General features: G+C 69.4%; 27 protein-coding genes and 1 riboswitch. Of the genes, 14 read left to right on the plus strand and 13 right to left on the minus strand.

Annotated features, from left to right (window positions below):
• Positions 1-32 precede the first annotated feature (32 nt).
• On the minus strand, positions 33-620 hold the full coding sequence (locus tag FL625_RS13005) for a flavin reductase family protein (RefSeq protein ID WP_149589112.1): 588 nt from the start codon (positions 618-620) through the stop codon (positions 33-35).
• Between the two features lie 105 nt (positions 621-725).
• Here FL625_RS13005 and FL625_RS13010 point away from each other — a divergent pair, with 105 nt between their 5' ends.
• The 5 genes from FL625_RS13010 (at position 726) to FL625_RS13030 (ending at position 5,423) form a co-directional block, all read left to right on the plus strand.
• Positions 726-1,211, plus strand: a complete 486-nt coding sequence (locus FL625_RS13010) for a GNAT family N-acetyltransferase (RefSeq protein ID WP_149589113.1) — start codon at positions 726-728, stop codon at positions 1,209-1,211.
• Between the two features lie 55 nt (positions 1,212-1,266).
• On the plus strand, positions 1,267-2,016 hold the full coding sequence (locus tag FL625_RS13015; protein ID WP_149589114.1) for an EcsC family protein: 750 nt from the start codon (positions 1,267-1,269) through the stop codon (positions 2,014-2,016).
• A gap of 84 nt (positions 2,017-2,100) precedes the next feature.
• The gene (locus FL625_RS13020; protein ID WP_149589115.1) at positions 2,101-3,573 is read left to right on the plus strand and encodes an AMP-binding protein; all 1,473 of its coding nucleotides are present in this window, start codon (positions 2,101-2,103) and stop codon (positions 3,571-3,573) included.
• Between the two features lie 280 nt (positions 3,574-3,853).
• Positions 3,854-4,147: a hypothetical protein gene (locus FL625_RS13025; RefSeq protein WP_149589116.1), complete on the plus strand. Its 294-nt coding sequence runs from the start codon at positions 3,854-3,856 to the stop codon at positions 4,145-4,147.
• 58 nt (positions 4,148-4,205) lie between these two features.
• Positions 4,206-5,423 (plus strand): PqqD family peptide modification chaperone, encoded by a 1,218-nt coding sequence (locus tag FL625_RS13030; RefSeq protein WP_160147779.1) that lies wholly within the window; start codon positions 4,206-4,208, stop codon positions 5,421-5,423.
• Between the two features lie 9 nt (positions 5,424-5,432).
• Here the strand turns inward: FL625_RS13030 and ptsP are convergent, their stop codons facing one another.
• From ptsP to purD, 4 genes are all read right to left on the minus strand, one after another.
• Entirely contained in the window at positions 5,433-7,676 is a 2,244-nt protein-coding gene (gene ptsP / locus FL625_RS13035) for a phosphoenolpyruvate--protein phosphotransferase (protein ID WP_149589118.1), read from the minus strand.
• 158 nt (positions 7,677-7,834) lie between these two features.
• Entirely contained in the window at positions 7,835-8,167 is a 333-nt protein-coding gene (locus tag FL625_RS13040; protein WP_149589119.1) for a hypothetical protein, read from the minus strand.
• 8 nt (positions 8,168-8,175) lie between these two features.
• Complete coding sequence (locus FL625_RS13045; RefSeq protein WP_149589120.1) at positions 8,176-9,432, minus strand: aspartate kinase; 1,257 nt, start codon at positions 9,430-9,432, stop codon at positions 8,176-8,178.
• A gap of 314 nt (positions 9,433-9,746) precedes the next feature.
• On the minus strand, positions 9,747-11,024 hold the full coding sequence (purD, locus tag FL625_RS13050) for a phosphoribosylamine--glycine ligase (protein WP_149589121.1): 1,278 nt from the start codon (positions 11,022-11,024) through the stop codon (positions 9,747-9,749).
• 64 nt (positions 11,025-11,088) lie between these two features.
• Here purD and xseA point away from each other — a divergent pair, with 64 nt between their 5' ends.
• Positions 11,089-12,651, plus strand: coding sequence for an exodeoxyribonuclease VII large subunit (xseA, locus tag FL625_RS13055; RefSeq protein WP_149589122.1), 1,563 nt, complete (start codon positions 11,089-11,091; stop codon positions 12,649-12,651).
• A gap of 193 nt (positions 12,652-12,844) precedes the next feature.
• On the opposite strand, the gene FL625_RS13060 is transcribed toward xseA, so the two are convergent.
• From FL625_RS13060 to FL625_RS13085, 6 genes are read right to left on the minus strand one after another with little or no spacing between them, the layout of a single operon-like run.
• Positions 12,845-13,243 carry a hypothetical protein gene (locus FL625_RS13060; protein ID WP_149589123.1) on the minus strand — a complete coding sequence of 133 codons (399 nt, stop codon included), beginning with the start codon at positions 13,241-13,243 and terminating at the stop codon, positions 12,845-12,847.
• The gene (locus FL625_RS13065; RefSeq protein WP_149589124.1) at positions 13,243-13,635 is read right to left on the minus strand and encodes a hypothetical protein; all 393 of its coding nucleotides are present in this window, start codon (positions 13,633-13,635) and stop codon (positions 13,243-13,245) included. Before FL625_RS13065 ends, FL625_RS13060 begins: the two co-directional genes overlap by 1 nt.
• A 1-nt stretch (position 13,636) precedes the next feature.
• Complete coding sequence (locus FL625_RS13070) at positions 13,637-14,035, minus strand: hypothetical protein (protein WP_149589125.1); 399 nt, start codon at positions 14,033-14,035, stop codon at positions 13,637-13,639.
• A gap of 2 nt (positions 14,036-14,037) precedes the next feature.
• The gene (locus FL625_RS13075) at positions 14,038-14,472 is read right to left on the minus strand and encodes a hypothetical protein (RefSeq protein WP_149589126.1); all 435 of its coding nucleotides are present in this window, start codon (positions 14,470-14,472) and stop codon (positions 14,038-14,040) included.
• A 4-nt stretch (positions 14,473-14,476) separates the two neighbouring features.
• Positions 14,477-14,869: a hypothetical protein gene (locus tag FL625_RS13080; protein ID WP_149589127.1), complete on the minus strand. Its 393-nt coding sequence runs from the start codon at positions 14,867-14,869 to the stop codon at positions 14,477-14,479.
• A gap of 54 nt (positions 14,870-14,923) precedes the next feature.
• The gene (locus FL625_RS13085) at positions 14,924-15,997 is read right to left on the minus strand and encodes an alkane 1-monooxygenase (RefSeq protein WP_149589128.1); all 1,074 of its coding nucleotides are present in this window, start codon (positions 15,995-15,997) and stop codon (positions 14,924-14,926) included.
• A 47-nt stretch (positions 15,998-16,044) separates the two neighbouring features.
• Between FL625_RS13085 and FL625_RS13090 the strand changes: the two genes are divergently transcribed.
• From FL625_RS13090 to FL625_RS13115, 6 genes are all read left to right on the plus strand, one after another.
• The gene (locus tag FL625_RS13090) at positions 16,045-16,749 is read left to right on the plus strand and encodes a lysoplasmalogenase family protein (RefSeq protein WP_149589129.1); all 705 of its coding nucleotides are present in this window, start codon (positions 16,045-16,047) and stop codon (positions 16,747-16,749) included.
• 155 nt (positions 16,750-16,904) lie between these two features.
• Positions 16,905-18,089, plus strand: coding sequence for a signal recognition particle-docking protein FtsY (gene ftsY, locus FL625_RS13095; protein WP_149589130.1), 1,185 nt, complete (start codon positions 16,905-16,907; stop codon positions 18,087-18,089).
• Positions 18,086-19,012: a hypothetical protein gene (locus tag FL625_RS13100; protein ID WP_149589131.1), complete on the plus strand. Its 927-nt coding sequence runs from the start codon at positions 18,086-18,088 to the stop codon at positions 19,010-19,012. Before ftsY ends, FL625_RS13100 begins: the two co-directional genes overlap by 4 nt.
• Positions 18,996-19,880: a hypothetical protein gene (locus FL625_RS13105; protein ID WP_160147780.1), complete on the plus strand. Its 885-nt coding sequence runs from the start codon at positions 18,996-18,998 to the stop codon at positions 19,878-19,880. The genes FL625_RS13100 and FL625_RS13105 overlap by 17 nt, the downstream gene beginning before the upstream one ends.
• Positions 19,881-19,914: 34 nt before the next feature.
• Positions 19,915-20,523, plus strand: coding sequence for an inner membrane-spanning protein YciB (locus tag FL625_RS13110; protein ID WP_149589133.1), 609 nt, complete (start codon positions 19,915-19,917; stop codon positions 20,521-20,523).
• A 97-nt stretch (positions 20,524-20,620) separates the two neighbouring features.
• Positions 20,621-21,256, plus strand: coding sequence for a hypothetical protein (locus FL625_RS13115; protein ID WP_149589134.1), 636 nt, complete (start codon positions 20,621-20,623; stop codon positions 21,254-21,256).
• A 137-nt stretch (positions 21,257-21,393) separates the two neighbouring features.
• On the opposite strand, the gene FL625_RS13120 is transcribed toward FL625_RS13115, so the two are convergent.
• Complete coding sequence (locus FL625_RS13120) at positions 21,394-22,302, minus strand: hypothetical protein (protein WP_149589135.1); 909 nt, start codon at positions 22,300-22,302, stop codon at positions 21,394-21,396.
• A 128-nt stretch (positions 22,303-22,430) separates the two neighbouring features.
• Positions 22,431-22,508, plus strand: a riboswitch (SAM riboswitch).
• A gap of 51 nt (positions 22,509-22,559) precedes the next feature.
• Between FL625_RS13120 and metZ the strand changes: the two genes are divergently transcribed.
• Positions 22,560-23,744: an O-succinylhomoserine sulfhydrylase gene (metZ, locus tag FL625_RS13125; RefSeq protein ID WP_149589136.1), complete on the plus strand. Its 1,185-nt coding sequence runs from the start codon at positions 22,560-22,562 to the stop codon at positions 23,742-23,744.
• 413 nt (positions 23,745-24,157) lie between these two features.
• Here the strand turns inward: metZ and FL625_RS13130 are convergent, their stop codons facing one another.
• Complete coding sequence (locus FL625_RS13130) at positions 24,158-24,736, minus strand: hypothetical protein (protein WP_149589137.1); 579 nt, start codon at positions 24,734-24,736, stop codon at positions 24,158-24,160.
• Positions 24,737-25,253: 517 nt separating this feature from the next.
• On the opposite strand from FL625_RS13130, the gene folE2 reads away from it, so the two are divergent.
• The gene (folE2, locus tag FL625_RS13135; RefSeq protein WP_149589138.1) at positions 25,254-26,339 is read left to right on the plus strand and encodes a GTP cyclohydrolase FolE2; all 1,086 of its coding nucleotides are present in this window, start codon (positions 25,254-25,256) and stop codon (positions 26,337-26,339) included.
• The last annotated feature ends 11 nt before the right edge of the window (positions 26,340-26,350 follow it).

The raw sequence follows: 26,350 nt of genomic DNA on the forward strand, positions 1-26,350 counted from the left end.
TGGGCGCAAGGGCTATCGGCTGCGGGCAGGGGTCATCCCCCGGCGGGGTCCTTCGGGCGGCGGAGTTCCCGGATCTCGCGGACGAAGGTGTAGTCGTGATAGCCCAGCCGCGCCGCAGGGTGGTAGCGGGTCGGGTCGAGCCGGCCGTTCACCAGGCAGTCGTCGCGGATGTGGATGCCGACGACCTCGCCCAGAAGGAGCTTCTCGGGGCCGATCAGGTCCACGAGCTTCACCACCTGGCATTCCAGCGTCGCGGGCGCGTCGGCCACGCGGGGGCAGTCGATGGCGACACATTCCGCCTTGGCCACGCCTGCGGCCGCGAACTCATCGGTTCCACGGGGGTAACGGGCCGAGGTGGCGTTCATCGCCTCGAGCGCCGCTTCGGCCACGATGTTCACGGCAAAGACGCCGCTTTCCACGGCGTTGGCCATGCTGTCGCGGAAGTCGCCCGCGAACATCACCTGCGGTGGCGTGTAGCCGACGGCGTTGAAGAAGGAATAGGGGGCCAGGTTGTCCCCGGTGCCGGCGCGGGTAGAAATCCAGCCGATCGGCCGCGGGGCGACGATGGCCGAGAACGGGCTGTGGGGCAGGCCATGGCCTTCGGCGGGTCGGTAGAACATCGAGGTGCCTTTCGCAAATTGATCGTGACCCTGCGGCATGTTACGGCGCGATTCCAGTGCTTTCAGGCCAGTGGATTCGGCAAGGCCTTCGGGGGACCACGACGCGTGTATCGGCTTGAGGAAGAGACCGAGGATGACTGGTGGGAAGTCGAGGCGCTGTATGACCTGTGTTTTGCCCCCGGACGGACGGCCCTGTCCTCGTACCGGCTCCGCGACGGTGTGCCGACCGTGGCGCCGCTCTGCCTGACGCTGCGCGACGAGGAGGGCGCGCTGGTGGCCGTCATCCGCTACTGGCCCGCCCTGATCGGCGAGCATGACGTGCTGCTTCTGGGCCCGATTGCCGTCCACCCGACCCATCAGGGCGAGGGGTTGGGGGCGCTTCTCATCAACGAAAGCCTGGCCGAGGCGCGGCGGCTGGGCTGGGAGCGGGTCATGCTGGTCGGCGACGCGCCGTATTACAGCCGCTTCGGCTTTCGCAAGCTGGAAGGGGTGGAGATGCCGCCGCCCACCAACCCCGACCGGATCCTGGGGCTGGAACTGAAGGCCGGGGCCTGGGAGGGCGTGCGCGGAAAGGTCACGAAGGCAACCTGAGCGACCCGGCCGCGGTGGGCATTGCGCGGGGCGCCGGCGGCCCCATATCAGGGCCATGGACCGCGACCTGACCGAACCGACATCCGACCTTGCTGCCGAGGTGGCCGAGCTTGCCCGTCGCTACAGGCGCGCGAACGGGCCCGTGATCCGGCTGGTCAACCGGCTGGGCGGCGCCTTCGAGGCACAGCTCTCGGCCTTGCCGGAGTCGGTCCGCAGCCAGATCGAGCGGGTGACGGCCCAGGCGCTGGAGGCGTCCTACGGCGTCGCCGCCCGGACGCCGGACCTGGGGCCGCGCGGTCCGATGGCCGCCGTGATCGCAAGCGGGGCCGCCGGCGGGGCGGGGGGGCTGCCGACGGCGGTGGCCGAACTGCCGGTGACGGTGACGCTGTTCCTGAACGCAATCCGGGCCGAGGCCCGGGCGGCGGGCTTTGATCCGAACGAGGACTGGGTGCGCGCCGAATGCCTGCAGGTGTTCTCGGCCGGAAGCCCGCTGAAGCAGGATGACGGGGTCAACACCTCGTTCATCGGCTCGCGGCTGGCCCTGACGGGTTCGGCAGTCCAGAACCTGATCGCTGCCATCGCGCCGAAGCTTGCAGCGGTGCTGGGCCAGAAGCTCGCGGCCCAGGCGATCCCGGTCCTGGGCGCGGTATCGGGCGCCACGCTGAACGCGGCCTATCTGGCCTTCTACCGCGAGGTGGCGCGGGTGCGCTTTGCCCTGCTGAAGCTGGCCGAGGAGCACGGGACCGAGGCCGTCGAGGCCGAGTTCCGGCTTGCGGCCACGCCGCCCAAGGTGATCCGGGCCTGAGCAGGCCAAGATTTCCAGGCGAAGGATCTTGGGTTTCCTCCGGCGTTGCGGATAAATGCCCGCGACGCGAGGGGGAGAGGCCGCATGAGCACCGATGTCATCGTCAGGCTGAAGGAAATGGCTGCCGATCCGGCCCGGGTCTGGATTGTCGGGGGCGCCACCTATGCGGGCTTGCTGGCCGATACAGGGCGGCTGGCGAACGCGTTTCTGTCGCTCGGGCTTCGGCGGGGCGATCGGCTGCTCCTTCAGGTCGAGAAGTGCGAGGCGGTGCTGTCGCTCTACCTTGCCTGCCTGCGGGCGGGAGTGGTGTTCCTACCGGTAAACCCCGGCTACACCGTCGCCGAGACCGCGCATTTCCTGACCGATGCCGAACCGGCCCTGGCCGTCACCGAACCGGGACGGGTTGCCGATCTGGCCGGCCTTGGCGCGCGGGTCATGGCCTTGCCCGAACTTCTGGCGCTGGCTGCGGGGCAGGGGACCGGCTTCGACGATCCGGTGCTTGGGCCGGATGACCTGGCGGCGATCCTTTATACCTCGGGCACCACGGGTCGGTCGAAAGGCGTGATGCTGAGCCGCGAGAACCTGGCGTCGAACGCCGAGGCGCTGGTGGGGCTGTGGCGGTTCAGCGAGTCCGACGTGCTGCTGCATGCGCTGCCGGTATTCCACACGCACGGTCTGTTCGTGGCCACCAACTGCGTCCTCTATTCCGGCGCCAGCATGATCTTCCACCGCGCCTTCCAGCCCGCCGCCGTGCTGGCCGACCTGCCGCGGGCCACGGTGATGATGGGCGTGCCCACCTTCTATACGCGCCTCCTGGCAGACCCCGGCCTGAAGCGCGAGGCAACCGCGCACATGCGGCTTTTCATCTCCGGCTCGGCCCCCCTGTCGCCCGCGACCCATGCCGAATGGCAGGCCCGCACCGGGCATGCGATCCTGGAACGCTACGGGATGACCGAGACCAACATGATCACCTCGAACCCCTACGAGGGCGCGCGGCGCGCGGGAACTGTGGGCATGCCGCTGCCGGGGGTGCAGGTGCGGATCACCGGGCCGGATGGCGCCGTACTGCCGCAGGGAGAGGCCGGGGCGATCGAGGTCCGGGGGCCGAACGTGTTCAAGGGCTACTGGCGGCTGCCGGAAAAGACCGCCGAAGAGCTCCGCGACGGCTGGTTCGTCACCGGCGACATGGGGGCCTTCGATGCGGACGGCTACCTTTCGATCCTTGGTCGCGCCAAGGACCTCGTCATCACGGGCGGGCTGAATGTCTATCCGGCCGAGGTCGAGGCGGCGCTTGACGATCTGCCGGGCGTTGCGGCCTCGGCAGTGATCGGGGTGCCGCATCCCGATTTCGGCGAGGCGGTCGTGGCGTGCCTGGTGCCCGCGCGCGGTGCGGAACTGGACGAGGAGCGAATCCGCCTTGCCCTGCGGGACAGGTTGGCGGCTTTCAAGATCCCGAAACGGGTGCTGGTGCTGGACGAACTACCCCGCAATGCGATGGGCAAGGTCCAGAAGGCCGAGCTGCGACGCGCGCATGCCGGGCTGTTTCCGTCTGGCTGACAAAGAATCCCGACGGAAAGAAGGTCAAAAATATCCGCTTGAAACAAAGGGTTGAGCGGACACGTCCGGGTCTTGTCGGAAGGGCTCCGGCGGTGCGGGGAACGGCAAGGGACGATCGGGGCCGGGCAGGAGTCCGCCTATACCTTAGGTTTAATTCCCCGGAATAAACCTCCGGCAAGTAGCCAGGCGGGCTGTCCGGGTGCATCGATCTTTTCATCCCGGCCGTTACACATCCGTTACCTCCGGGACACGAAACCAGCTCGGTAAAGAGGAAAAGACAATGACACCGAAGACAAAGGAAGACATCCTGTCGCGCCGCAAGGCCCTGACCCGGATTGCGGCCCTTGCCCTCGGCGCCTATGCGGTGCCGGCAGTCACCACCCTGAGCGTCGCCCAGGCGAGCAGCGGATCGAGCGGCTCCAGCTCGTCCAGCGGCTCCAGCTCGTCCAGCGGGCCGAGCCGCTCGGGTGGCACGGGCGGCACGGGCGGGTCCAGCAGCTCGACCTCGCCCAGCGTCTGCTCTGGGCCGACCGACGATGACGCCGGTTGCAGCACGACGGCGCCCAAGCCCTGATTGCGCACCGCAGATCCCTTGGCACCATGCGGTGCCAAGGGTAACAGGACGGCTCGTGATGCATCAGTATGTCACCTTTCGTGGTCTGCGGGCCCCGCTGCGCCTGGAAGCGGCAGACGAGGTGCTGAGCCTCTTGCCGCAGGTTTTTGCGGGGTGGCCCTTAGAGGCCAGGACAGGCGAGGCGGGGGCCGCGCCCTTCTTTTCGATCGGCGTAGGCGAGGACGGGCTTCTGGCCTGCGAAAGCCATGTCGATGACCGCCCCGTGCGCCGGTTCGACGCGGTGAACGCCGTCTGCGACGCCGTATCGGCGATTGCCTTCGCACTGCCGGCCGAGGACGACCGGCTGATCTGCCTGCATGCGGCCGCGGTCGAAATGGCCGGGCGGCTCGTGGTCTTTCCCAATGTGCGGCGGGCAGGGAAAAGCACGCTGTCCTCGGCCCTGGCCCGGGCGGGGCATCCGCTGTTCAGCGACGATGTGCTGCCCCTGTCCTTCACCACGGACGACCTGGCCTGGGGGCTGGCCATGGGGATCGCTCCGCGCCTGCGTCTGCCGTTGCCCGGGACGATCGACCCCTTCTTCCGGGCCTGGGTGGACAGCGTGGGCGGGCCGAAGAACCGGCAGTACCAGTATCTCTGCCTGCCGGACCAGCCGGCGCATGGCGTGGTTCGCCCGCTGGGGGCTTTCGTGATCCTCGACCGGCGCGACGACCGCACCTTGCCCCGGTTGGAGCCCGTGTCGCCGGATGCGGCAATGGACGCGCTGCTGCATCAGAACTTCACCCGCGACCGCCATTCGGGCGACGTTCTGCTGGCGATGGCCTCGGTTCTGGCCCTGCGCCCCGTGTTCCGGCTGACCTATGAAGACCTGTCCGAAGCCGTGGCCTGCCTGGAGCAGGCCTTTGAGGGCTGGCCGGATGACCTTCCCTCAGAACCAGTCAGCCCGGACCGCCACTTCCGGCTGGCAGAGTTCGGCGCGCAACGAATGGCAGATCGCGGCATCCGGGGTCGGGTCCGGCAGCGTGCCGGCACGGTCGCGGCCGAGATCGGCGGCACCCTCTATCTTGCCGATGCCGAGGGGCAGGCGATCCACCGGATGGACGCGATGGCGGCGCTGATCTGGGAACTTCTGGCCGACCCTGCATTGCCGGAGGACATTGTCGCCGACCTGGCCGAGGCCTTTCCCGACACGCCGCGCGCCCGGATAGCCGCCGATCTGGAGGCCCTGATCGACAGGCTGGCGCGGGAAGCCCTGATCGACCCGGACACCGAGGGCTGAACCGGCGGGTCAGGTCTTGAGCGTCGCAAGCCAGTCCATCAGCAGCGGCCTGGCGCTTTCGGCGCCCTCTGCCCGGGCCCGGTCGATCACCTTGCGCGCCTCGGTCAGATCGACCCGGCGCAGCAGCGCCTTGACAGGCCCCACCGAGGCCGGTCGCATCGAGAGGGTCCGGAAGCCGATCGCGGCGAGCGCCAGCGCCTCGATCGGCCGGCCCGCGTCCTCGCCGCAGAAGGAGAGGGGGGTGCCCGTCTCGGCGCAGCGGGCGACGACCTGTTCCAGGAAGGACAGGAAAGAGAGGTTCAGCGTGTCGTAGCGGCGGCGGACGAGTTCGTTCTCGCGGTCGGCGGCGAAGAAGAACTGTTTCAGGTCGTTGCCGCCGACCGAGACGAAATCCGTCAGCTCGAAGAAGCTTTTTGGCGCGAAGGCCAGCGAGGGCGTCTCCATCATCGCGCCGATCTCGATCCGTTCGGGGACCGGGTGGCCAAGCGACTTTTCGCGGTGCAGTTCGCGCAATGCGTAGGAGCGCGCCTGCTGGAATTCGCTCATCTCGGTGACGAGGGGAAACATCACGGTCAGGGGCCGGCCCTTCGCGGCACGGATCAGCGCCTGTAGCTGCATGCGCAGGACGCCGGGTTTGTCGAGGCCCACCCGGACCGCCCGCCAGCCCATGGCGGGGTTCGGTTCCTCGGGCGGCTTCATGTAGGGCAGCACCTTGTCCGAACCGATGTCGAGCGTGCGGAAGGCCACGCGCTTGCCCTTGGCCGCGTCCATGACGCGGGCATAGAGCGCGGCAAGCTCGGCCCGTTGCGGCATCCTGGAGCGGATCAGGAATTGCAGTTCGGTGCGGAACAGGCCCACCCCGTCGGCGCCCGAGCCTTCAAGACTGGGCAGGTCGGCCATGAGGCCCGCGTTCATGTGCAACGAGATCGTCGTGCCGCAGAGCGTGGTCGCAGGAAGGTTGCGCAGGCTGGCATAGCGCTTCTGCGCCTCGGCCTGCATGGCGATCTTGTCGCGGAAGGCGCGGGCGACGGTCTCCTCGGGGCGCAGGTGCACGATGCCCTGGTCGCCATCGACGAGGATCGGGTCGCCGTTCAGCGCCTCGGCCACGATGCGGTCGGCGTTTATGACCAGGGGTATGGCCAGCGCCCGCGCGACGACGGCGGCATGGCTGCCGACGGACCCCTCCTCCAGCACCACGCCCTTCAGCTTGCGGCCGTAGTCGAGAAGTTCCGCCGGGCCGATGTTGCGCGCAACGAGGACCGGGTTGTCCGGCATCTCGGCGCCGGTGTCCTGCCCCTGGCCTGTCAGGATGCGGAGGAGACGGTTCGACAGGTCGTCGAGGTCCTGCAACCTTTCGCGCAGATAGGGGTCGGGCACCTGTTCCATCCGCGCGCGGGCGGCGGACTGTTCCTTTTCCACCGCCGCCTCGGCCGAGAGGCCGCGCATGATGTCTTCCTCCATCCGGCGCAGCCATCCGCGGGAATGAGCGAACATCCGGTAGGCTTCCAGCACCTGCTTCTGTTCCTTGTCCAGCTGCTGGGCCTCAAGAAGGTCGTCGATCGAGACGCGCAACTCGCCCACGGCGGCGCGGATGCGGTCGATCTCGGTCAATGGGTCGTCGGCCACGGGGTTCGTCACCACGACGCGGGGCTCGTGCAGCCAGACCCGCCCCTCGGCCGCGCCTTCCTGGCCCGAGCTGCCGCGGATCATCACCGGCTGCTTGTGCAGCGCCCGCATGGCGCCATCGCCCGAGGTGAAGGCGCCAAGCTCGGTCATCTCGGCCAGCACCATGGCCACCACGTCCAGCGCGTAGATCTCGTCCTCGGAAAACTGCCGCGCGGTCTTGGACTGGACGACCAGCACGCCCAGCTTTTCGCCGACCCGCTGGATCGGCACGCCGAGGAAGGAGGAGAAGAGTTCCTCTCCGGTTTCCGGCATGTAGCGGAAACCCCTTTCGTTCGGGGCGTCGGCGGTGTTGACCGGCTGGCCGGTGCGGGCGACGCGGCCGACGAGACCCTCGCCCAGCTTCATCCGGGTCTGGTGGACGGCTTCCTTCTTCAGCCCCTCGGTCGCGCAAAGCTCCAGCGTCTCGGGGTCGCGGAAAAGGTAGATCGAGCAGACCTCGGTCCCCATGCTGTCGGCGATGAGATGGGTGATGCGGTCCAGCCGGTCCTGTCCCTCGCCCGACATGGACAGCACGTCGCGCAGGCGACGCAGAAGCTTGCGGCTTTCGCTTTCACTCCGGTCCGGCATCGGGCACCCTTGCGATTGTTTCCGCCCTTAGATCATACGACGCGATCAAGGGGAACTGGGCTGATGCCGCGCCGCGGTCCTGCGCTCAACTTGCCCGGCATATGGGCGTGGATCGGCCCTGGCGCACCCGGACAGTCAGAAGGTGCCCCACGTTCCCGTCAGTTGCCATCACGGCCGCGATTGACCTTGGACGTCGAGACCGGAGGGGTCCTGCGGGCGCGTGCGGTCCCGATTGCGCCGAGGAGGGCCCCTATGATCCCGACAGCCAGGCTCATCACAAGGTAGCCCAGCTCGACCAGGCCGTTACCGTAGCCAACCGTTATGTCGAGGAGCAGATTGCGGAAGAGCCAGACCCAGAAGACCGGAAGGGGCAGGACCAGGATCGCACCGAGGACGCGCAGCACCACACCGGGTCCGCGCTGGAACAGTCCGCTCAGACCGGCAGCAACCACGACGATCGAGAGGATGCCCGCGGCGATGACTATGGCCATGGCCGTGTTCAGGCCTTGTCGAGCTCGAAGGCGTCGTGCAGGGCCTGGACAGCAAGTTCCATGTACTTGCGGTCGATCAGGACCGAGATCTTGATCTCGGAGGTGGTGATGACCTTGATGTTCACGTTCTCGGCCGCAAGCGCCGCGAACATCCGGGCGGCCACGCCCACCTGGCTGCGCATCCCGATGCCCACGACCGAGACCTTGGCGACATCGGTGTCGGTCACCAGCGAGCTGAAGGCAAACTTGCCCGCCGCCGCCGCCTCCTCGATGGCCTTCTTCGCGCGGTCCACCTGGTTGGTGGGCAGGCTGAAGGTCATGTCGGTATGGGCGCGCTTGTCGTCGGGGTTGTCGAGTTCGCTGATGTTCTGGACGATCATGTCCACGTTCACGCCCGCATCGGCGAGCGCGCCGAAGATCGCCGCGGCGACGCCGGGGCGGTCCTCGACCTTCAGAAGCGTCATCTTCGCCTCGTCGCGGGAATAGGCGACGCCGGACACAACTTTCGATTCCATGATTTCATCCTCGTCGCAGACCAGGGTCCCAGAATTGTCGGTGACCTCCTCGAAGGAAGAGACCACCCGCAGCCGCACCTTGTAGCGCATCGCCAGCTCTACCGAGCGGGTCTGCAGCACCTTGGCGCCAAGGCTGGCCAGTTCCAGCATCTCCTCGAAGGCGATCTTGTCCAGCTTGCGCGCCTTGGGGCTGATGCGGGGGTCTGTGGTATAGACGCCATCGACATCGGTGTAGATGTCGCAGCGTTCGGCCCCGAAGGCGGCGGCGAAGGCCACGGCCGTGGTGTCGCTGCCGCCACGGCCGAGCGTGGTGATCCGGCCCTCGGGCGAGAGGCCCTGGAAGCCCGCCACGACGGCGACCTTGAAGCCTTCGCGGAACTTGGCGTCGATGTTGTCGCGCGGGATCGACACGAAGCGCGCCGCGCCATGGGCGGAGGTCGTGTTGATCGGCACCTGCCAGCCCTGCCAGGACCGCGCGGGGATGCCCATCTCCTGCAGCCGCAGCGCCATGAGGCCGGCGGTCACGTTCTCGCCCGAGGAGACCACCGCGTCATATTCGCGCGCATCATAGAGCTTCGATGTCTGTTCGACCCAGCCCACCAGCTCGTTGGTCTTGCCGGACATGGCGCTGACGATGACGATCACGTCATAGCCGCGCTCGACCTCGGCCTGCACCTTCTTCGCGGCGTTCTCGATCCGCGCGAGGTCGGCGACCGAGGTTCCCCCGAATTTCATCACCAGAAGCGGCATGGTCCCTCCCAAGGGCCCGTCTCAGATCCCCGCGCCTCATATGCAAGCGCCGATGCAGGTGCAAGACCCGCCGGGGCCGAATTGCGGCGCGGATGTGCGACGCCTTTCCTCCCTTCGTGGGCCTGCGCCTCCTCCTCCTTGCGGCATGGCCCCTCGAAGCTGCGGCGAGGCCATGCCTCACCTCCGGCGGGAGTCCTGGGTGAAGGGCAAAGCCACTTGCCCTTTCCCAAATACTCAGGGGAGCAGGAGTGGCAGCGCCCCCCGTCCGCCGAGGAGGAGGCGCAAGCCGACGACGAGAGGTAAGGCCTGCGGCGTCAGCCGCGCCTTTCGGTCAGCGCCCGCCAGCCGATGTCGCGCCGGCAGAAGCCGCCGGGCCAGTCGATCGCATCGACCAAGGCATAGGCCGCGTCGCGCGCCGCGCGCAGGGTCTCGCCCCGGGCGGTCACGTTCAGCACCCGTCCCCCGGTCGCGACGATCCGGCCGTCGCGCTCGGCAGTGCCGGCGTGGAAGACCATGTGCCGGCTGTCCTCGGGCAGTTCCTCAAGGCCCCGGATCTGGCTGCCCTTCGCATAGGCGCCGGGATAGCCCGCGCTGGCCATGACCACGGTCAGCGCATGGTCGTCGGCCCAGTTGACGCGGGCCTCGGCCAGCCTCCCCTCGGCGCAGGCGAGCATCAGGTCCAGCGCTTGCGCGCCGAGCCGCATCATCAGGACCTGGGTCTCCGGGTCGCCGAAGCGGCAATTGTATTCCACCAGCCGCGCCCGCCCATCCGCGATCATCAGGCCGGCATAGAGCACACCCTGGTAGGGCGTGCCGCGCTGGGCCATTTCGCGGATCGTGGGCAGGACGATCTCGTCCATGGCCTGACGCTGGATCGCCTCGGTCAGGACTGGCGCGGGGGAGTAGGCGCCCATTCCGCCGGTGTTCGGGCCGGTGTCGCCCTCGCCCACGCGCTTGTGGTCCTGAGCGGTGCCGATGGGAAGGGCGTGGGAGCCGTCGGTGAGGACGAAGAAGCTCGCCTCTTCGCCCGGCATGAATTCCTCGATCACCACCTCGGCCCCGGCCGAGCCGAATTCGCCGCCGAACATGTCGTCGATGGCGGCCAGCGCCTCGGCCTCGGTCATCGCCACGATCACGCCCTTGCCTGCCGCCAGACCGTCGGCCTTGACCACGATCGGCGCGCCCCGGGCGCGAACATGGGCTTTCGCGGGTTCGGCTGCGGTAAAGCGGGCCCAGGCGGCGGTGGGGGCGCCGCAGGCGGCGCAGATTTCCTTGGTGAAGGCCTTCGATGCCTCCAGCCGGGCCGCGGCGGCAGAGGGGCCGAAGGTGAGAAGGCCCGCGGCGCGGGTGGCATCGGCCACGCCGGCAGCCAGCGGGGCCTCGGGGCCGACGATCACGAAGTCGATGGCGTTCTCTTCGCAGAAGCCCACCACCGCCGCGCCGTCGAGGATGTCGAGATCGGCGCATTCGGCGAGCATCGCGATGCCTGCATTGCCGGGCGCGACGATCAGCCGGTCGCATTTGGGGTTCTGCTTCACTGCCCAGGCCAGCGCATGTTCCCGCCCGCCCGAGCCCAGGATCAGGATGTTCATGGCCGCGCCCCCGCTTGGAAGTTCCCTCGCGGCGTCATAGGGTCGGGGGCGACGGAGGGCAAGCATGGACCTTTTCGAGGACGGACCCGCGCCGCAGGGCAACCAGCCGGAATACACGGTCTCCGAGCTTTCGGGCGCGGTCAAGCGGGTGATCGAGGGGGAGTTCGGCCTTGTCCGGGTCAGGGGCGAGGTGGGGCGGGTCAGCCGGCCGGCCTCGGGGCACCTTTACTTCGACCTTAAGGATGACCGCGCGGTGATCGCGGCGGTCAGCTGGAAGGGGCAGGTCGCGCGCATGCAGGTGCGGCCCGAGGAGGGGATGGAGGTCGTGGCCACGGGCCGGATGACCACCTTTCCGGGCCAGTCCAAGTATCAGCTGATCGTCGAGGACGTGGCCCCGGCGGGGGCGGGCGCGCTGATGGCGATGCTGGAGAAGCGCAAGGCCGCGCTGGGGGCCGAGGGGCTGTTCGACCCGACGCGGAAGAAGCCGATCCCCTACTTGCCGCAGGTGATCGGGGTGGTGACTTCTCCCAGCGGGGCGGTGATCCGGGACATCCTGCACCGTCTGCGCGACCGCTTTCCCCGGCATGTGCTGGTCTGGCCGGTGGCGGTGCAGGGCCAGTCCTGCGCGGCCGAAGTCGCGGCGGCGATCCGGGGCTTCAACGCGATCGAGCCCGGGGGGCCGATCCCGCGCCCCGACGTGCTGATCGTGGCGCGGGGCGGCGGGTCCCTGGAGGATCTGTGGGGGTTCAACGAGGAAGTGGTGGTGCGCGCGGCGGCGGCCTCGCGGATCCCGCTGATCTCGGCCGTGGGGCACGAGACGGACACGACGCTGATCGACTACGCCGCCGACCTGCGCGCGCCCACGCCCACGGCGGCGGCAGAGCTGGCGGTGCCGGTGCGGCTGGAGCTGCTGGCGACGCTGGAGGCGCTGGGTGCGCGGCTGGTGCGGGGCGTCGGGCAGGGCGTGGTGCAGCGGCGGCAGCGGTTGCGGGACCTGAGCCGCGCGCTGCCCCGAGTGGAGACGCTGGTCGCCTCGCCCCGGCAGCGGCTGGATGCGGGGACGATGCGGCTTGGGTCGGCGCTGGGGCTGGCGGTCGCGAAGAAGCACCGGGAGTTCGACCGGGTGGCGGGGCGGTTGCAGCCCGGCGCGCTGCGGGGGCTTCTGGCGCGGCAGGGGGACCAGTTGTCGGCCAGGGGAGAGCGGCTGGCCCGTGCGATCCTTCTCAGACTGGAGCGGCGGGGCGAGCGGCTGGAGGGCCTCGCGGCGCGGCTGGCGCCCGCGCTGGCGCGGCTTCTGGGCGAGGCGGGGCGGAAGGTGTCCGACGGGCGGCGCGACCTGTCGCGGCTGGGCGAGCGCATGGACGCGGCCATGGACCAGCGGTTCCGGCGGTTGGCGGACCGGCTGGAGGCGCTGGACCGGACCCGGGTCACGCTGGGCTACCACGAGACGCTGAAGCGGGGTTATGCGGTCGTCCGGGGGGATGGGGCGGTCGTCACCTCGAAGGCGGCGGCGGAGGGGGCGGCGGCGCTGGAGATCGAATTCGCCGACGGGCGGCTTGCGGTCGGCAACCGTCCCGCGCGGCGGGCGAGGGGCGAGGGCGACGGCGGGCAGGGCAGCCTGTTCTGAGCCCCTGTCCACGCGGGACATGCCGGTGGACCTTCGCCGACTCAATGGGTTGGCCGTGGGCGTTCAGGTTCTGTTGACGAAGACGAGCCAAGGCGCGACCGGTGCGGACCGGGGGCGGCCAAGATCCTTGAGCAAGGATTTGGCAGATTTCTTGCTTTAGAAATCTGGTGGCCCGGGGGGCCAGGTTGCGGGGTCAGACCCCGAACCAGCCTTCGCAGGTCACGACCTCGGGCGAAGGGAAAAGCTGGATCGGCGCGGTGGTCCGGTCGCCGTCGAGCCAGGCCGCGAGCGCGCTGCCCCGGTCGTGGTAGGTCCAGCAAAAGGGCGTGTCGATGCCCTTGTAGTCGAAACAGATCATCTGGCCCTGCGCCCGCCAGCGACCTTCGAGGCACCGCTCGGCATCGCGCCAGATCGCCCTGCGGCCGGGAAGGAAGGTTTCCACCCCGTAGCGGCCGGTCTCGTCATGGGTGTCGAAGGTGCGGCCCTGCACGAAACGCTCGAACGCCTCGGCCGACAGCGGCGGGTCGGCGGGCTCGGCCCGGGCCGGAAGGGCGAGCAGCAGAGCAGCGGCAAGCAGGACTGCGGGCCGCATCAGCTGCCGACCTCGGGGCCGGGGCAGGCGGGGGGATCGGGGGTAACGGCGACGGTCACGGGCGGGGTTCCGGGCGGGCTTGTGGTATAGGCCGCGTCGAAGCCCGTGGCGCTGCGGGTGATGATCCAGCAGTCGGGCTCGACATCGGTTTCATACTTGAAGCAGATCGCGGGACCGTCGGCATACCAGTGGCCCAGGGTGCAATCCTCGCCCACCGCCGCCCAGCGGACGCGGCGGCCGGGCAGATACTGTTCCAGACCATAGACCATGCCGGACTCCGACCAGGACATGCTGCGGCCGAGGGTGAGGGCGTCGAACTCGTCCGCCGTGACCGGGTCCCCGGCGAAGGCCGGGGTCGCGGCGAGCAGGGCGGGCAGGAGTAAGGCGCGCATGCTAGACCCCGACATCCGGGCCGGGGCAGGCGAGGGGGGAGGCGGCCTCGGTCACCTCTTGCGGAGGCGCGTCAGGGCTGGAGAGGGGCTGGGCCAGCACCCTGTCGCCCTCGCGCCAGTAGTGCCAGCAGTGCAGACCGTCGCGCGCGGGGTAAACGAAGCAGATCGCATCGCCCTGCGGAAACCAGCTGCCGTCGAGACAGGGGCCGCCCGCATCGGCATCGCGGACGCGGCGGCCCTCGAAATAGGCCTCGGACCCCCAGACCTGCCCGTCCGTCGCATAGTCGAGCGTCTTGCCGAGGGAGAAGCGGTCGAATTCCTCGGCCGTCATCAGGGTGCGGGCGACGAGGGGCTGGGCCAGATGCGGGGCAAGGATCAGGCAGGCGAGGGCCGCGCGCATGGTCAGACGCCGAGATCCGGGCCGGGGCAGGGCAGGGGCGTGCTGTCGGCGGAGGTCTCGTAAAGCTCCTGCCCCGGTGCGGCCTCGGTCGAAAGCGCGACAAGGGCGCCGTCCTTGAGCCAGAAGGTCCAGCAGGCGGGTGTCGGGTCGTCCTCGTAGACGAAGCAGATATCCTGCCCCGAGGGATACCAGATGCCATACTGGCAGGTGTCGGCGGTCACGCTCCAACGGACCTTGCGGTCGGCGAGGTATTCCTCAATCCCGAAGAGAAGCCCGTGCTGGTGGTAGGTCACGGTCTTTCCGGTGACATGGGCCTCGAACTCCTCGGCGGAGATCGGGGCGCCGAGGGAGAGGGCCATATCGCCGGCGGGCGGGTTGTCGGCCAGCGCCAGCGCGGGCAGCAGCGCGAGGGCGAGAAAGGCGGCGGCGCGGCACATGGCGTCAGACGCCCAGGTCCGGCCCGGCGCAGGGCAGGGGGCCGCCGTCGCGCGAGGATTCGAGGATCTCCCAGCCGCCGCCCTCGCCCATGTAGCGACCGCGGATCTTGCCGTTCTCCAGGAAGTAGAGCCAGCAGGCGGGTGTCGGGTCGCGTTCGTATTCGAAGCAGATCTGGTCGTCCTTCTGATACCAGATGCCGTAGATGCAGAGGTCGCCCTCGAAGGCCCAGCGGACGCGGCGGCCTTCGAGGTATTCCTCGGTGCCAAAGAGCCCGCCACCGTAGTCGTAGGTGATCGTGTCGCCGCGGGTGGCGGCGTCGAACTGCTCGGCGTTCAGGGGTGTTTCGGCAAGGGCCGGCGTGGCGGCAAGGATCAGGGCAAGGGTGGTGGGGCGCATGTCGGGCTCCGTGACTTCGCGGGGAGAGTGCCAGAGGCGGCGCGGCTTGACCAGTCAAGCCGCCGTGTCCGGGGCTGCGGAAGAGGGTCGGATTTCCCGACAGCGGGCGAGATGGGGCGCCATGGCGCGGCGCCAGGCGCGGGGGGCGAGTGCAAGAGCGCAGGCGAGCGGCAGGGGCCAGGGCAGGCGCGGGGCGTCCCCGGGCGCGGGCAGGGCGAGGGCGGGGAAGGGGCGCGCGGGGTGGACATGGTGGTCGGAATGGCGCGGGGCGTTGAGCATCATGGCCGAGGAGAACCAGTGCGCGGTGTTCCAGCTGTGCGCGGGGCCGACGGGTTCCAGCCGCCCGTCGGGACGGCGGGCGCGGGTCAGGCCGTAGTGCTGGACGTAGTCGGACAGCAGGATCTGGCTTTGCGCATGCAGCGCGAGGCCGGTCCAGGTTAGCAGTCCCGGCAGGCCGGCGATGAGCGTGGCGAGCGTCAGCGCGGCCAGCCCGATCGCCAGGTAGGCGGCGTAGGGGTGCAGGCCAGGGCGGGCCGCGCCCTTGCGCAGCGCGGTTTCCGCGCGGGCGCCTTCGCGGAAGCTGCCGATCCAGGCGCGGCGGGCGAAACGGTAGAAGCTTTCGCCCGCGCGGGCGGTGTTGGGGTCGTCGCGGCTTGCGACATGGCGGTGGTGGACGAGGCGGTGGGCGCTGGCGTGCTGGCCGAAGAGGAGGGCGGCATAGACCGTGGCGCCGAGCCGGAAGAGCGCCCGGCGCGGCCGGTGGATCAGCTCGTGCGCGGCCGGATGCGCGACCTGGCCGAGCCAGAAGCCCGCCGCGAAGAACAGGAGCACCCGCTGGCCGGGCGTGAGGACCGAGGCGCCGGCCACGCCCCAGGTGGCGAGCGGCAAGAGGGTGAGCGCGCCGATCCCGGTGGCGATCAGCAGGGCGTCGGCCGCGGGAAACTCGTCGCCCTCGGCCTGGCCGGCGGTCAGCGGGATGAGCTGGTCGAGGATCACGGTCAGCACCGCCATGTAGAGGAACCCCGCCCAGAGCCAGCCCGGCCCGAGGGCAAGGCCGAGCCCGATCAGCGCCAGCGGGCTGAGGGCTGCAAGGGCGAAGGCGGCAAGGGGCAGGGGGCGGGCTTGCATCGGATCGGTCGGCGGTCAAGTCTGGCGCGGGTGGCGTGGAGGGAGTGATGCCGGACAGGTTGGGCGAAATGCTGGCCATTGCAACAGCCATCCTGTCGCTGGCTGCGGCGGTGGTCTTCTGGCTGGGCTTTGCCACGCGCGAGGTGAAGGGGGCGACGGGGGCGGCGGTCAAGACGGCCTCGACGGGCCTGCTGGCGGTGCTGGCACTGGGACAGGCGGCGACGCTGGCGCCGGGCGGCTCGTTCTGGCTGGTGCCCCTCGGGCTGGCGCTGGGGACACTGGGCGACCTGATGCTGGCGCTGGGCGGGATCGGGCGGTTCCTGGCCGGGGTGGCGGCCTTCGGGCTGGGGCATCTGGCCTATGCCGGCGGGTTCCTCTGGCGGGGCGCGGAGCTGGGGTTCGATGGGATCTCGGCGGGGGAGGGGCTGGCGCTGGCGGTTCTGGCAGCCCTGCTGGTCTCGACCGAGGTCTGGCTCGCGCCGCGCACGGGCGACCTGCGGCAGCCGGTGAGGGGCTATGTCGGGCTGATCGGGCTGATGGGGGCGGCGGCGCTGGTGCTGCCCGCGCATGCCGGGCAGGGCGTCTTGCGGGCGGGGGCGGGGCTGTTCATCCTGTCGGACCTGCTGCTGGCGCTGCAACTCTTCGTGGTGAAGGATGCGGGCTGGCGGCGGCGGCTGGCGCTGACGCTCTGGCCCGCCTACTGGGCGGGGCAGGCGCTGATCCTGTGGGGGTCGGTTCTTTACGCGGGCTGAGGGGTGGCGGCTCGTCGTCGACTTCGTCGCTCCTCGCGGGGTGCGCCTCAGCGATGAGGAGCCGCAGGCGAACGAAGAGCCGCGGTCGGTCCTCCGGCCTTCCAAAGCCGGGCCAAAGCGACTAGGTGAAGGAAAACAGCCCGGGGGTGCCGCCCATGTCGTTCTTCAGCAAGCTCAAGGAGCGGATGTTCCGGTCCTCGAACCGGATCGGCGAGGGGCTGGAGGCGCTGGTCGCCGAGGGGGCCGAGGACCCGAAGGACCCGCCGCGCGAGCTTCCGGAGCCCGCGCCGGAACTGCCCGAGCCTTCGCCGCCGGAACTGCCCGAGCCCGCCGCACCGGACCTGCCCGAGCCCACGCCGCCGGAACTGCCCGAACCCGAGCTGCCGATGCCCGAGGACCCCGCGCCCATGGACCGGGCCCGAGCCGCGGCCGCGCCCCAATCCGCGCCGCAGGCGAAGCCCGGCCTTCTGGGCCGGCTGTTCGGGCGGGCCCAGGCCGAAGAGCCGCGCCGGGTGCTGGACGACGCGATGCTGGAAAGCCTGGAGGAGCTGTTGATCCAGGCCGACATGGGGGTGGAGACCGCCGTGCGCGTCACCGCCAACATCGCGGAGGGCCGCTTCGGGCGGAAGATCTCCACCCGCGAGTTGCGGGCGGCACTGGCCGCAGAGGTCGCGCGGATCATGGAACCCGTGGCGCGGCCGATGCCGATCTATCCGCAGAAGCCGCAGGTCGTGCTGGTAGTGGGGGTGAACGGATCGGGCAAGACCACGACGATCGGCAAGCTGGCCAGCCAGTTCAAGGCGGCGGGCAAGCAGGTCGTGATCGCCGCCGGCGACACCTTCCGCGCCGCGGCGGTGGAGCAGTTGCAGATCTGGGGCAAGCGCGCGGGTGTGCCGGTGCTGACCGCGCCCGAGGGCAGCGACCCGGCGAGCCTGGCCTTCGACGCGCTGACCAGGGCCCGGGCCGAGGGCGCGGACCTTCTGATGATCGACACGGCGGGGCGGTTGCAGAACCGGGCCGACCTGATGGAGGAACTGGCCAAGATCGTCCGCGTCATCCGCAAGGTCGATCCGACCGCACCGCACAATACGCTGCTGGTGCTGGACGCCACCACCGGCCAGAACGCGCTGACCCAGGTCGAGATCTTCCGCAAGATCGCCGATGTCTCGGGCCTCGTGATGACCAAGCTCGACGGCACGGCCAAGGGCGGCGTGCTGGTGGCGCTGGCCGACCGCTTCGGCCTGCCGATCCACGCGATCGGGGTGGGCGAGCAGATCGACGACCTGGCCCCCTTCGACCCCGAGGAGTTCGCGCGCGCCCTGGTCGGGGCCGAGGCATGATCCGGGGCGCGGCCCTGGCCCTGATGCTGGCGGGGCCGGCCCTGGCCGAGGGCGAGGCGGGGCTGTGCGGTCAGGTCTGGGCGCGGGTGGCAGAGGGGCTTTCGCCGTACGGCGCGGTCCGGCAGGAGGCCGTCGCGCAGGAGGGCGACTGGTGCGTGGTGGGCGGGCCGGTCCTTGACCTCGACGGCCAGTATCTGCCGGACTGGCACATGGACCGGCTGCGGTTCCGCGGCAGCGCGCTGCCCTGGCTGGTGGACGGGTCGGTCCTGCCCGAGGGGCTTGAGGTCGCGGTCGAGGGGCTGCGGCTGGTGGTCCAGACCGGCAATGCGCAGTTCGATTGGCTTTACGCGGCGCAGGCGCGGGCGAACCGGATCGCGGCCGAAGCCTCGCTGGCCTGGGATCCCGCGGCAAGGGTGTTGCGGCTGGAGGGGCTGGGCATCGACTTCCCCGGCGCCAATGCCCTGGACCTGCGCGCCACGGTGGCGGGGGTGGACCTGTCCTCGACCGGGGCAATGCAGATGTCGGCGACGGGCTTTGCGCTGACAGGAGCGGAGTTGCGGATCGAGACCCACGGGCTGTTCGAGAGCTACCTTCTGATGCCGCTGGGGGCGGCCCTGCTGCCCTACGAGGGCGACATGGACGCGGCGGCCGAGCGGCTGCGGGCCGGGATTATGGCGCTGGTTGCCGACCTGCCCGAGGCGAGCGTTCCGCCGGCAAGCAAGGCGGCTCTGGCGGCGCTGGTCGGGGAACTGCCGAACCCGGCGGGGGTGCTGGAGTTGTCGCTGCGGGCCGATCCGGGCCTTGGGCCGGTGCGGTTCGGCGGCTATGCGCTGACCGGGATGCCCGCGACGCTGGCCGAGGCCGCGCCGCTTTTCCGGGGCGTGGCGCTTGACGCAAGCTGGACGCATGCAGATGCGCCTTAGGCTTGCGCTGGTTCTTGCCCTGGCGGCAGGGCCGGGTGCGGCCGAGACGCCGGTTCCCTGCGCCGGGATGCCTGAGGCGCTGCGGGACCTTTCGGGCCTGACGGTCAGCGCCCCGCCCGCGGCGATGGCGGGCGGCTGGTGCGTGCTGGACGGGGCGCGGCTGACGGGGGCGGGTGTCCCGACCGTCGCCGCCGGCAGGCTGCGGGCCAGGGCGGGGGCCGAGGGGGCGGAGGTCCTGTCGCTGGAGGTCGAGGGGCAGGGCCTGCGCCTTGCGCCCGGGCTTCAGGAGCGGGACCTGCCGGGCTGGCTGCGCGATCTTCTGCGGTTGCAGACGGCGGACCTGCGGCTGGCGCTGCGCCGGGATCCCGGAGAGGATCGGCTTATGGTTGACGAGGCTCGGCTGGAACTGTCGGGGGGCAGCGCGCTGCGGCTGTCGGCGGAGGCTTCCGGGGCAGGGCTGTCGGCGCGTGATCTGCCGTCGGGCCGGCTGCATCGGTTGCGGCTCGACTGGCGGAGCGACGGGCGGAGCCTGCGCCCGGCCCTGGCGGCCTGGGGCGCGGCGGTGGAGCCGGGAGCCGAGGGCGGCGCGGCGGTCGAAGTGGCGCGCGGGGCGCTGATGGCACTTGTCGCCGCCCTGCCCGAGGCGGCGCTGGGCGAGGCCGGGCGGACGGAACTGGAGGCAGCGGTGCGGGCCCTGCCGCAGGGACGGGGGCGGCTGGTTGCAGAGCTGGTCGCCGAGAGGGGGATCGGCGCGGCCGAGCTGGGGCTTCTGGCCCTGTCGCGCGACCCCGCAAGCCCCGAGGCGCTGGCGCGGCTTCTGGCCGGCAGCCGGCTGGAGATCGACTGGCAGCCCGGGATCGTGCCATGAGCGCGACGGACGCGAAGGAAGGACGGATGAGGCGATGGCGGATAGGAAGATCAACCCGATTCTCAAGCAGGTGCTGGAGCTGGGGCCGACCCTGGTCTTCTTCTTGATCTACATGCGGATCAAGGATCAGACCTACACGCTGGGCGGGACCGAGTATTCCGGCTTCATTGTGGCGGCGCTGATCCTGGTTCCGCTGCTTCTTGCCGCAATTTTCGCGCTATGGTTGTTGACCGGCGCGATCAGCCGGATGCAGATCTTCGTCGCGGTGATGGTCGTGGTCTTCGGGGGCCTGACCGCCTGGTTCAACGACGAGCGGTTCTTCAAGATGAAGACGACGATCGTCTATGGCACCTTCGCGGCGATCCTGGGCGCGGGGCTTCTGCGCGGCAAGAGCCTCTTGCAATGGGTGATGGCCGAGGCTTTGCCAATGAAACCCGAGGGTTGGATGATCCTGACCCGGCGGCTGACGTGGATGTTCGCCGCTCTTGCCGTTGCGAACGAGATCATCTGGCGCACGCAATCGACGGAATTGTGGGTCAAGCTGGAGACCTTTGCCATGCCCGCGGCGCTGTTCCTGTTCCTGATGGTCCAGTTCATGACGCTGCAACGTTTCATGATCGAGGAGCCCGAGGACAAATCCTGACGAACGGCACAGGATTGCCCCGCAAGGGTCCGGGTTCTGCCCCAGCTCTGCCTTGATGCGCCGCTAGACCGGAGGGCAAGCGAAAGGGAGTTGACCCATGCACCGCACGCCGTTCGATCTGGTCCGCCTGTTCCTGAGCCTGTTCCAGGATCTGCCTCCCCTGTCGCGGTCGCTCTATCTGCCAGGCGCGGTGCTTCTGGTGGCTTATCCGGTGCTTTCGGTGGCCTACGGGCCGGATCATGCCGGCGAGGCCTTCGCTACAGCCTTCATGGCGGCGCTGGCGGTGCGGATCGGGATGGGCTTCGAGGGCATGGTGCGGCGGCTTCTGACCCGCTACACGGTCGGGCAGGCGGTGACCTTCGCGCTGGCCTTCGCCGGCCTGCCGCTTCTTGTGCTGGCGCTGGCGGACGATCCGCTCTGGTGCCAGCGGATCCAGAGCCTGTTCTACGTGGTGATCGGCGGTGTCTTCCTGCAGGACGTCCTGAACAACCGCACGGCAACTGCAGCAAGCTTCTGGCCCGACGCGGAAATGCGCGACCACCTGCCGAACCTGACCCGCATGATGGTGATCTACAACTTCGCCTTCCTGCTGATGAACGAGACGATGATCCGCATTGCCGATCCGTCCTACTGGCTGCTGTTCTGGGCCGTGCTGCCGATCATCGGCCACACGATCCTGCGCGCCATGGTGCTGACGGTCATCAACCTCGACGACAACGGCCATCGGGCTTGAGCCCGACCGTCCGGGAATTTTCCAGCAAGACCTTTTTCCCCAAGGACTTTTGCCAAGGGCGCCGCGAGGCGCCCTTTCCTTTCCGTCGGGCAAGGCGCGTTGCGTCGTTCGATCGGCTTGTGGGTGCGTGTCGGCAGCTAGGCCGCAGGCAGGCCCGAACCCAGGTCCATGCCGCGCGCGCCGAGGATGAGGCGCGACCAGCGCCGGCCGGGACGGTAGAGCGGCAGGTCCCTGGCCGAGAGCCGTCCCTCGATCAGGGCGCGGTATAGCGCGATGGTGCCGGGGCGCAGGTAGGGCGACCAGTGGCAAATCCGCCGCGGCGGGTCCGACAGGACATGGCCGAGCCCCGCCAAGGCCTGCAACGTGCGGGGCTGGTCGATCCAGAGGTCGTGCCAGTTCGGGCGGCTGCGCCCGAGGCCCTGGCCGATCGAGGTGCGCAGGCCGAGGTGGATGCCCCATTCGAAACAGGCGTCGAACAGGTCGTTCTCGCGCGTGGTGACGTTGATGACCTCGACCGACCGGCCCGCGGGCGTGTCGAGCGCAGAGAGCGCGACGCGCCGGGTTTCCGCCGCCGCGAGCAGGATCATCCGGTGGATGTGCCCGGCCGGGACGAGCGGCAGGGCGGCCAGCGCGACGCGCGCGCCCATGGAATGGGCGATGGCCTGGATCCCGCGCCCGGTCAGGTCGTGGACAGTGCGAGCGATCTCGGCCAGCGCGGGTCCCGTCCAGCCGGCCCGCAGGTGGGCGCGCCATGGGTCGCATTTCGCGCTCCACCCCAGCGCGATGCCAAGGGCCGAGCGGCCGTCGAGGCCGAGGTGACGGGGCCAGCTGACCGCGCGCCGGTCGCCCGGCGGCGGGTCGAGCGACAGGATCGAGCCATGCGGGCAATCCCCGGCAAAGCCCGGGGCATAGCGCCAGCCGTGGATCATCACGACGATCGGGGCGCTGGCTGACAGGGCGGCCAGCTTGCGCGCCAGCCGGTCGCGGTCGAGGCTCAGGCCGCGGGGGCCCATGTCGGCTCGGATCGGACGGGGATCGTCGGTCATGACCTGTCTCGAACTGCTCGCTTGTCCGCCTTCTGCCGCGGGGTGGCAACGGGGCGGTGACGCAGCGATGACCGGCAGATGACAGCCTGCGGCTGTGGCAGCTTGACCACAGCGGGGTGCGGGCGTATCAGGCGGCCCGTGGCGCTTTGTTACCGGATTGCGGGCCACGTTAAACAAGCCGCTAAAGAGGTGAGGGGGATCGCCCCGGCACCTTTGGGTTTGCCGGGGCTTTTTCTTGGCCGGGGGGCCGCCGCGAGATGACGAAGGACTGGAAGACCCGCACGCAGCTGGTGCACGAGGGCAGCCGTCGCAGCCAGTATGGCGAGATGGCCGAGGCGATCTTCCTGACGCAGGGCTTCGTCTATCCCACCGCCGAGGCCGCCGAGGCGCGGTTCATCAAGGCGGGCGAGGACGAGTTCATCTATGCCCGCTACGGCAACCCCACCACCCGGATGTTCGAGGACCGCATCGCGGCGCTGGAGGGCACGGAGGACGCCTTCGCCACGGCCTCCGGCATGGCGGCGGTTTCGGGCGCGCTGATGTCGGCCTTGCGGGCGGGGGACCATGTGGTCAGCGCGCGGGCGCTGTTCGGGTCCTGCCTCTATGTGCTGGAAGAGGTGCTGGGAAAGTTCGGCGTGCGCGTGACCTTCGTCGATGGCGCCGACCTCGGCCAGTGGCGGGCGGCGGTCACGCCGGGGACGAAGGCGGTGTTCTTCGAATCGATGTCGAACCCGACGCTGGAGCTGGTGGATATCCGCGGGGTGAGTGAGATCGCCCATGGCGTCGGCGCGCTGGTGATCTGCGACAACGTGTTCGCCACGCCGATCTTTTCCCGCGCGGTCGAGCAGGGCGCCGATGTGGTGGTCTATTCCACCACGAAGCACATCGACGGGCAGGGGCGCGCCCTGGGCGGGGTGGTCTGCGGCAGCCGCGAGTTCATCCGCAAGACGCTTGAACCCTACATGAAGCACACCGGGGGCAGCATGTCCCCCTTCACCGCCTGGATGCACCTGAACGGCATGGCGACGCTGGACCTGCGCTGCCGGGCGATGGCCGATACCGCGCTGGCCGTGGCGCGGGCGCTGGAGGGGCATCCGCAGGTGACGAAGGTGATCTATCCGGGGCTCGAAAGCCATCCGCAGCACGCGCTGGCCATGGTGCAGATGGGGTCGGGCGGCACGCTCGTCACCTTCGAGGTGAAGGGCGGGAAGGAGGCGGCCTTCCGCTTCATGAATGCGCTGGAAATTGCCAGGATTTCCAACAACCTGGGCGACGCCAAGACCATCGCCACGCATCCCGCGACGACGACGCATCAGCGGCTGCCGCAGGACCAGAAGGACGCCCTCGGCATCACCCCCGGCCTGATCCGCCTGTCCCTGGGGCTGGAGGATGCGGACGACCTGATCGCCGACCTGACGCGCGCGCTGGGGGCCTCGGTCTGAGGCGCCGCCCGGCCTGTCAGCCCGGCGCGCAGGCCACCAGCGAGAAGGCCTTGTCGAACCGGGCGTCTTTCAATGCAGCCTGAAGCCGGTCCGACAGGAACAGCGCCCACGTCCAGCCGGGTCCATCCAGACTTGGGGGCCCGCCGAAAAGCCGGGTGACCGGACTTCGACCGGCTAGTCCTTTCCCCGGGTCGTACATCGGCAGGGTTCGGATTGTATTCTCTGGTGCGTCAGCCGGTGCTTGCCGCACAGGGCATGAGCGAGAAATGCTGCGCGCGCTTTGCCGTCTTCAGGGCTTCCACCAGCGCCGGGGCAAGGAACAGCGCACGATACACGCGAGGATCCATCCAGAGTGCCGGTCCCCGGGCAGCGGCCGGATCGGCAAAGTACTGGCGCGGCTGATCGCGGGTTTCTTAGTGGAACATGCGAAGATCGGGTGCCGCGTGCGGATCGGGCATTATTACCGATGTCGAGCGTTCCAGATCAAGGGTCGGCCGCCTGTTGCACACATGGAACAGGTCGTATTGGTCCGAAAGGACGGTCGCGTGATCGCCGTCCACAAGCTCGACCGGCACGATCCTGCAATCGCCCAAATCGAAAGACCGGAAGATCTCGGCGACACTCCGATGCATGACCAGCCAGCCGTTGCCGAGCACCGGCGGAAGCGGGCCCTTGAGTCCGACCGACGCAGGGAGCCACCAGCGGCGGGGCAGCCAATCCTCTGGAACGTCCTGTCCGTAGGCGCCGGCCCTCGCCGCCTGGCCGATGTGATCGGGCATCGCTGGCGGCTGCGCCTTTCGGAGATCGTGCGGGACGGGTGCGAAGAGGCCCTGGCGTCTTGAGTTCACAAGAGCGCCGCTCAGCCAGACAACAGCGTCGGCATCGACAATCCTGCGCGGCGGTGTGACGTTTGCTCCGTCGGGCTTCGCTGGAGGCGTGAATCTCAGGAACTCGCGGAACGCGGTCCTGACGCCGGACTTCTTGCCGAACATCTGTTGCCACCCCCATCTTCTTGTTCGGACACCAGTCCAACATTGCAATCCAGCATTTTCGTGACGTTCACAGTAGTGCAGCACCCGCCGATCCGGTCAACGCGTCCGGGGCATTTGCCGGAGCCATCGTCCCGGTTTCGTCTGAGTTTGCGTGCCGGTCGTCACACCGGTTTCATCTTGAAATGCCGGCGCCTCTGTCGCTTGGCCGTCCAAGATGCAGAACCGTGGGTGGCGCTGCACGCATCGATTCCTGCGGGACCGTTACGGATGGGGCTGTGCCGGACAATCCCGGATGTGTGCCATCGTCTCGCCTCCGGCCTGGGCGGCATCCGGTTGCGCCGTGACGCAAATCGTGGCGCCCGGGTCGCAATCCCCGCTTGTGCGGCGCGCGGAAATGCCTATCTGATGGGGGCCTGCCCCGGACCAGGGTGATCCGGCGGCGGGATCTGCTCGTAAGACATTCCGGAAATTGACGGCGCCTGCCCGAGGGCCGCGCCCGAACCGAAAGGACCTGCCCATGAACATCCACACCCCCGAGATCGACCGTCTTCCCACCCGGGAAGAGGCAGAGGCGGCGCTGGCCGTGCTGCGGCAATGGGCAGGCAAGGTGTCGGACGAGGACATCGCCCGGCTGGATTCCGCCGTGGGCTTCCTGCTGCCAGGCCAGGGCTATCCGGCGCTGTCGCGCATCTATCCGGAGGCCTTCCGCCCCGATGCGGGCTATCTGCGCGCCATGCCCGACCTGCAGAACGGCCCTGCCAGCCTGATCCGGGGCGCGAAGGCGCGGATCCAGCATGTCGGCATCTCGAACTTCCGCCTGCCGATCCGCTACGCCACCCGCGACGGCGCGTCCCTCGTGCTGGAGACCAGCGTGACCGGTACGGTCAGCCTCGAGGCCGAGAAGAAGGGCATCAACATGAGCCGCATCATGCGGTCCTTCTATGCCCATGCCGAGAAGGAGTTCTCCTTCGGCGTGATCGAGGCGGCGCTGGACGACTACAAGGCCGATCTCGGCAGCTTCGACGCGCGCATCCAGATGCGGCTGTCCTTCCCGATGCAGATGGTCAGCCTGCGGTCGGATCTGACCGGTTGGCAGTACTACGACATCGCGCTGGAACTGGTCGAGACCGCCGGTGTGCGCAAGCGGATCGTGCATCTGGACTATGTCTACAGCTCGACCTGCCCGTGCAGCCTGGAACTGTCGGAACATGCCCGGATGGAGCGCGGCCAGCTGGCGACGCCGCATTCGCAGCGCTCGGTGGCGCGGCTGTCGGTCGAACTGACCGGCGAGATGGCGATCGAGGACCTGGTCGAGCTCGCGCGCGGCGCGGTCGTGACCGAGACCCAGGTCATGGTCAAGCGCGAGGACGAACAGGCCTTTGCGGAACTGAACGCCGCCAACCCGATCTTCGTCGAGGACGCGGCGCGGCTGTTCTGCGAGGCGCTGCGGGCCGATCCGCGCATCGGCGACTTCCGGGTGGTGGCGAGCCATCAGGAGAGCCTGCACAGCCACGACGCGATCAGCCTTCTGACCGAGGGCGAGACCTTCGCGGCCGAAAGCCTGGACCCGCATCTGTTCCGCACAATGATCCACGCCCGCTGACGGGTGGATTG

The organism is Tabrizicola flagellatus (assembly GCF_008271465.1).
In the GTDB taxonomy this organism is placed as follows: Bacteria; Pseudomonadota; Alphaproteobacteria; order Rhodobacterales; family Rhodobacteraceae; genus Tabrizicola; species Tabrizicola flagellata.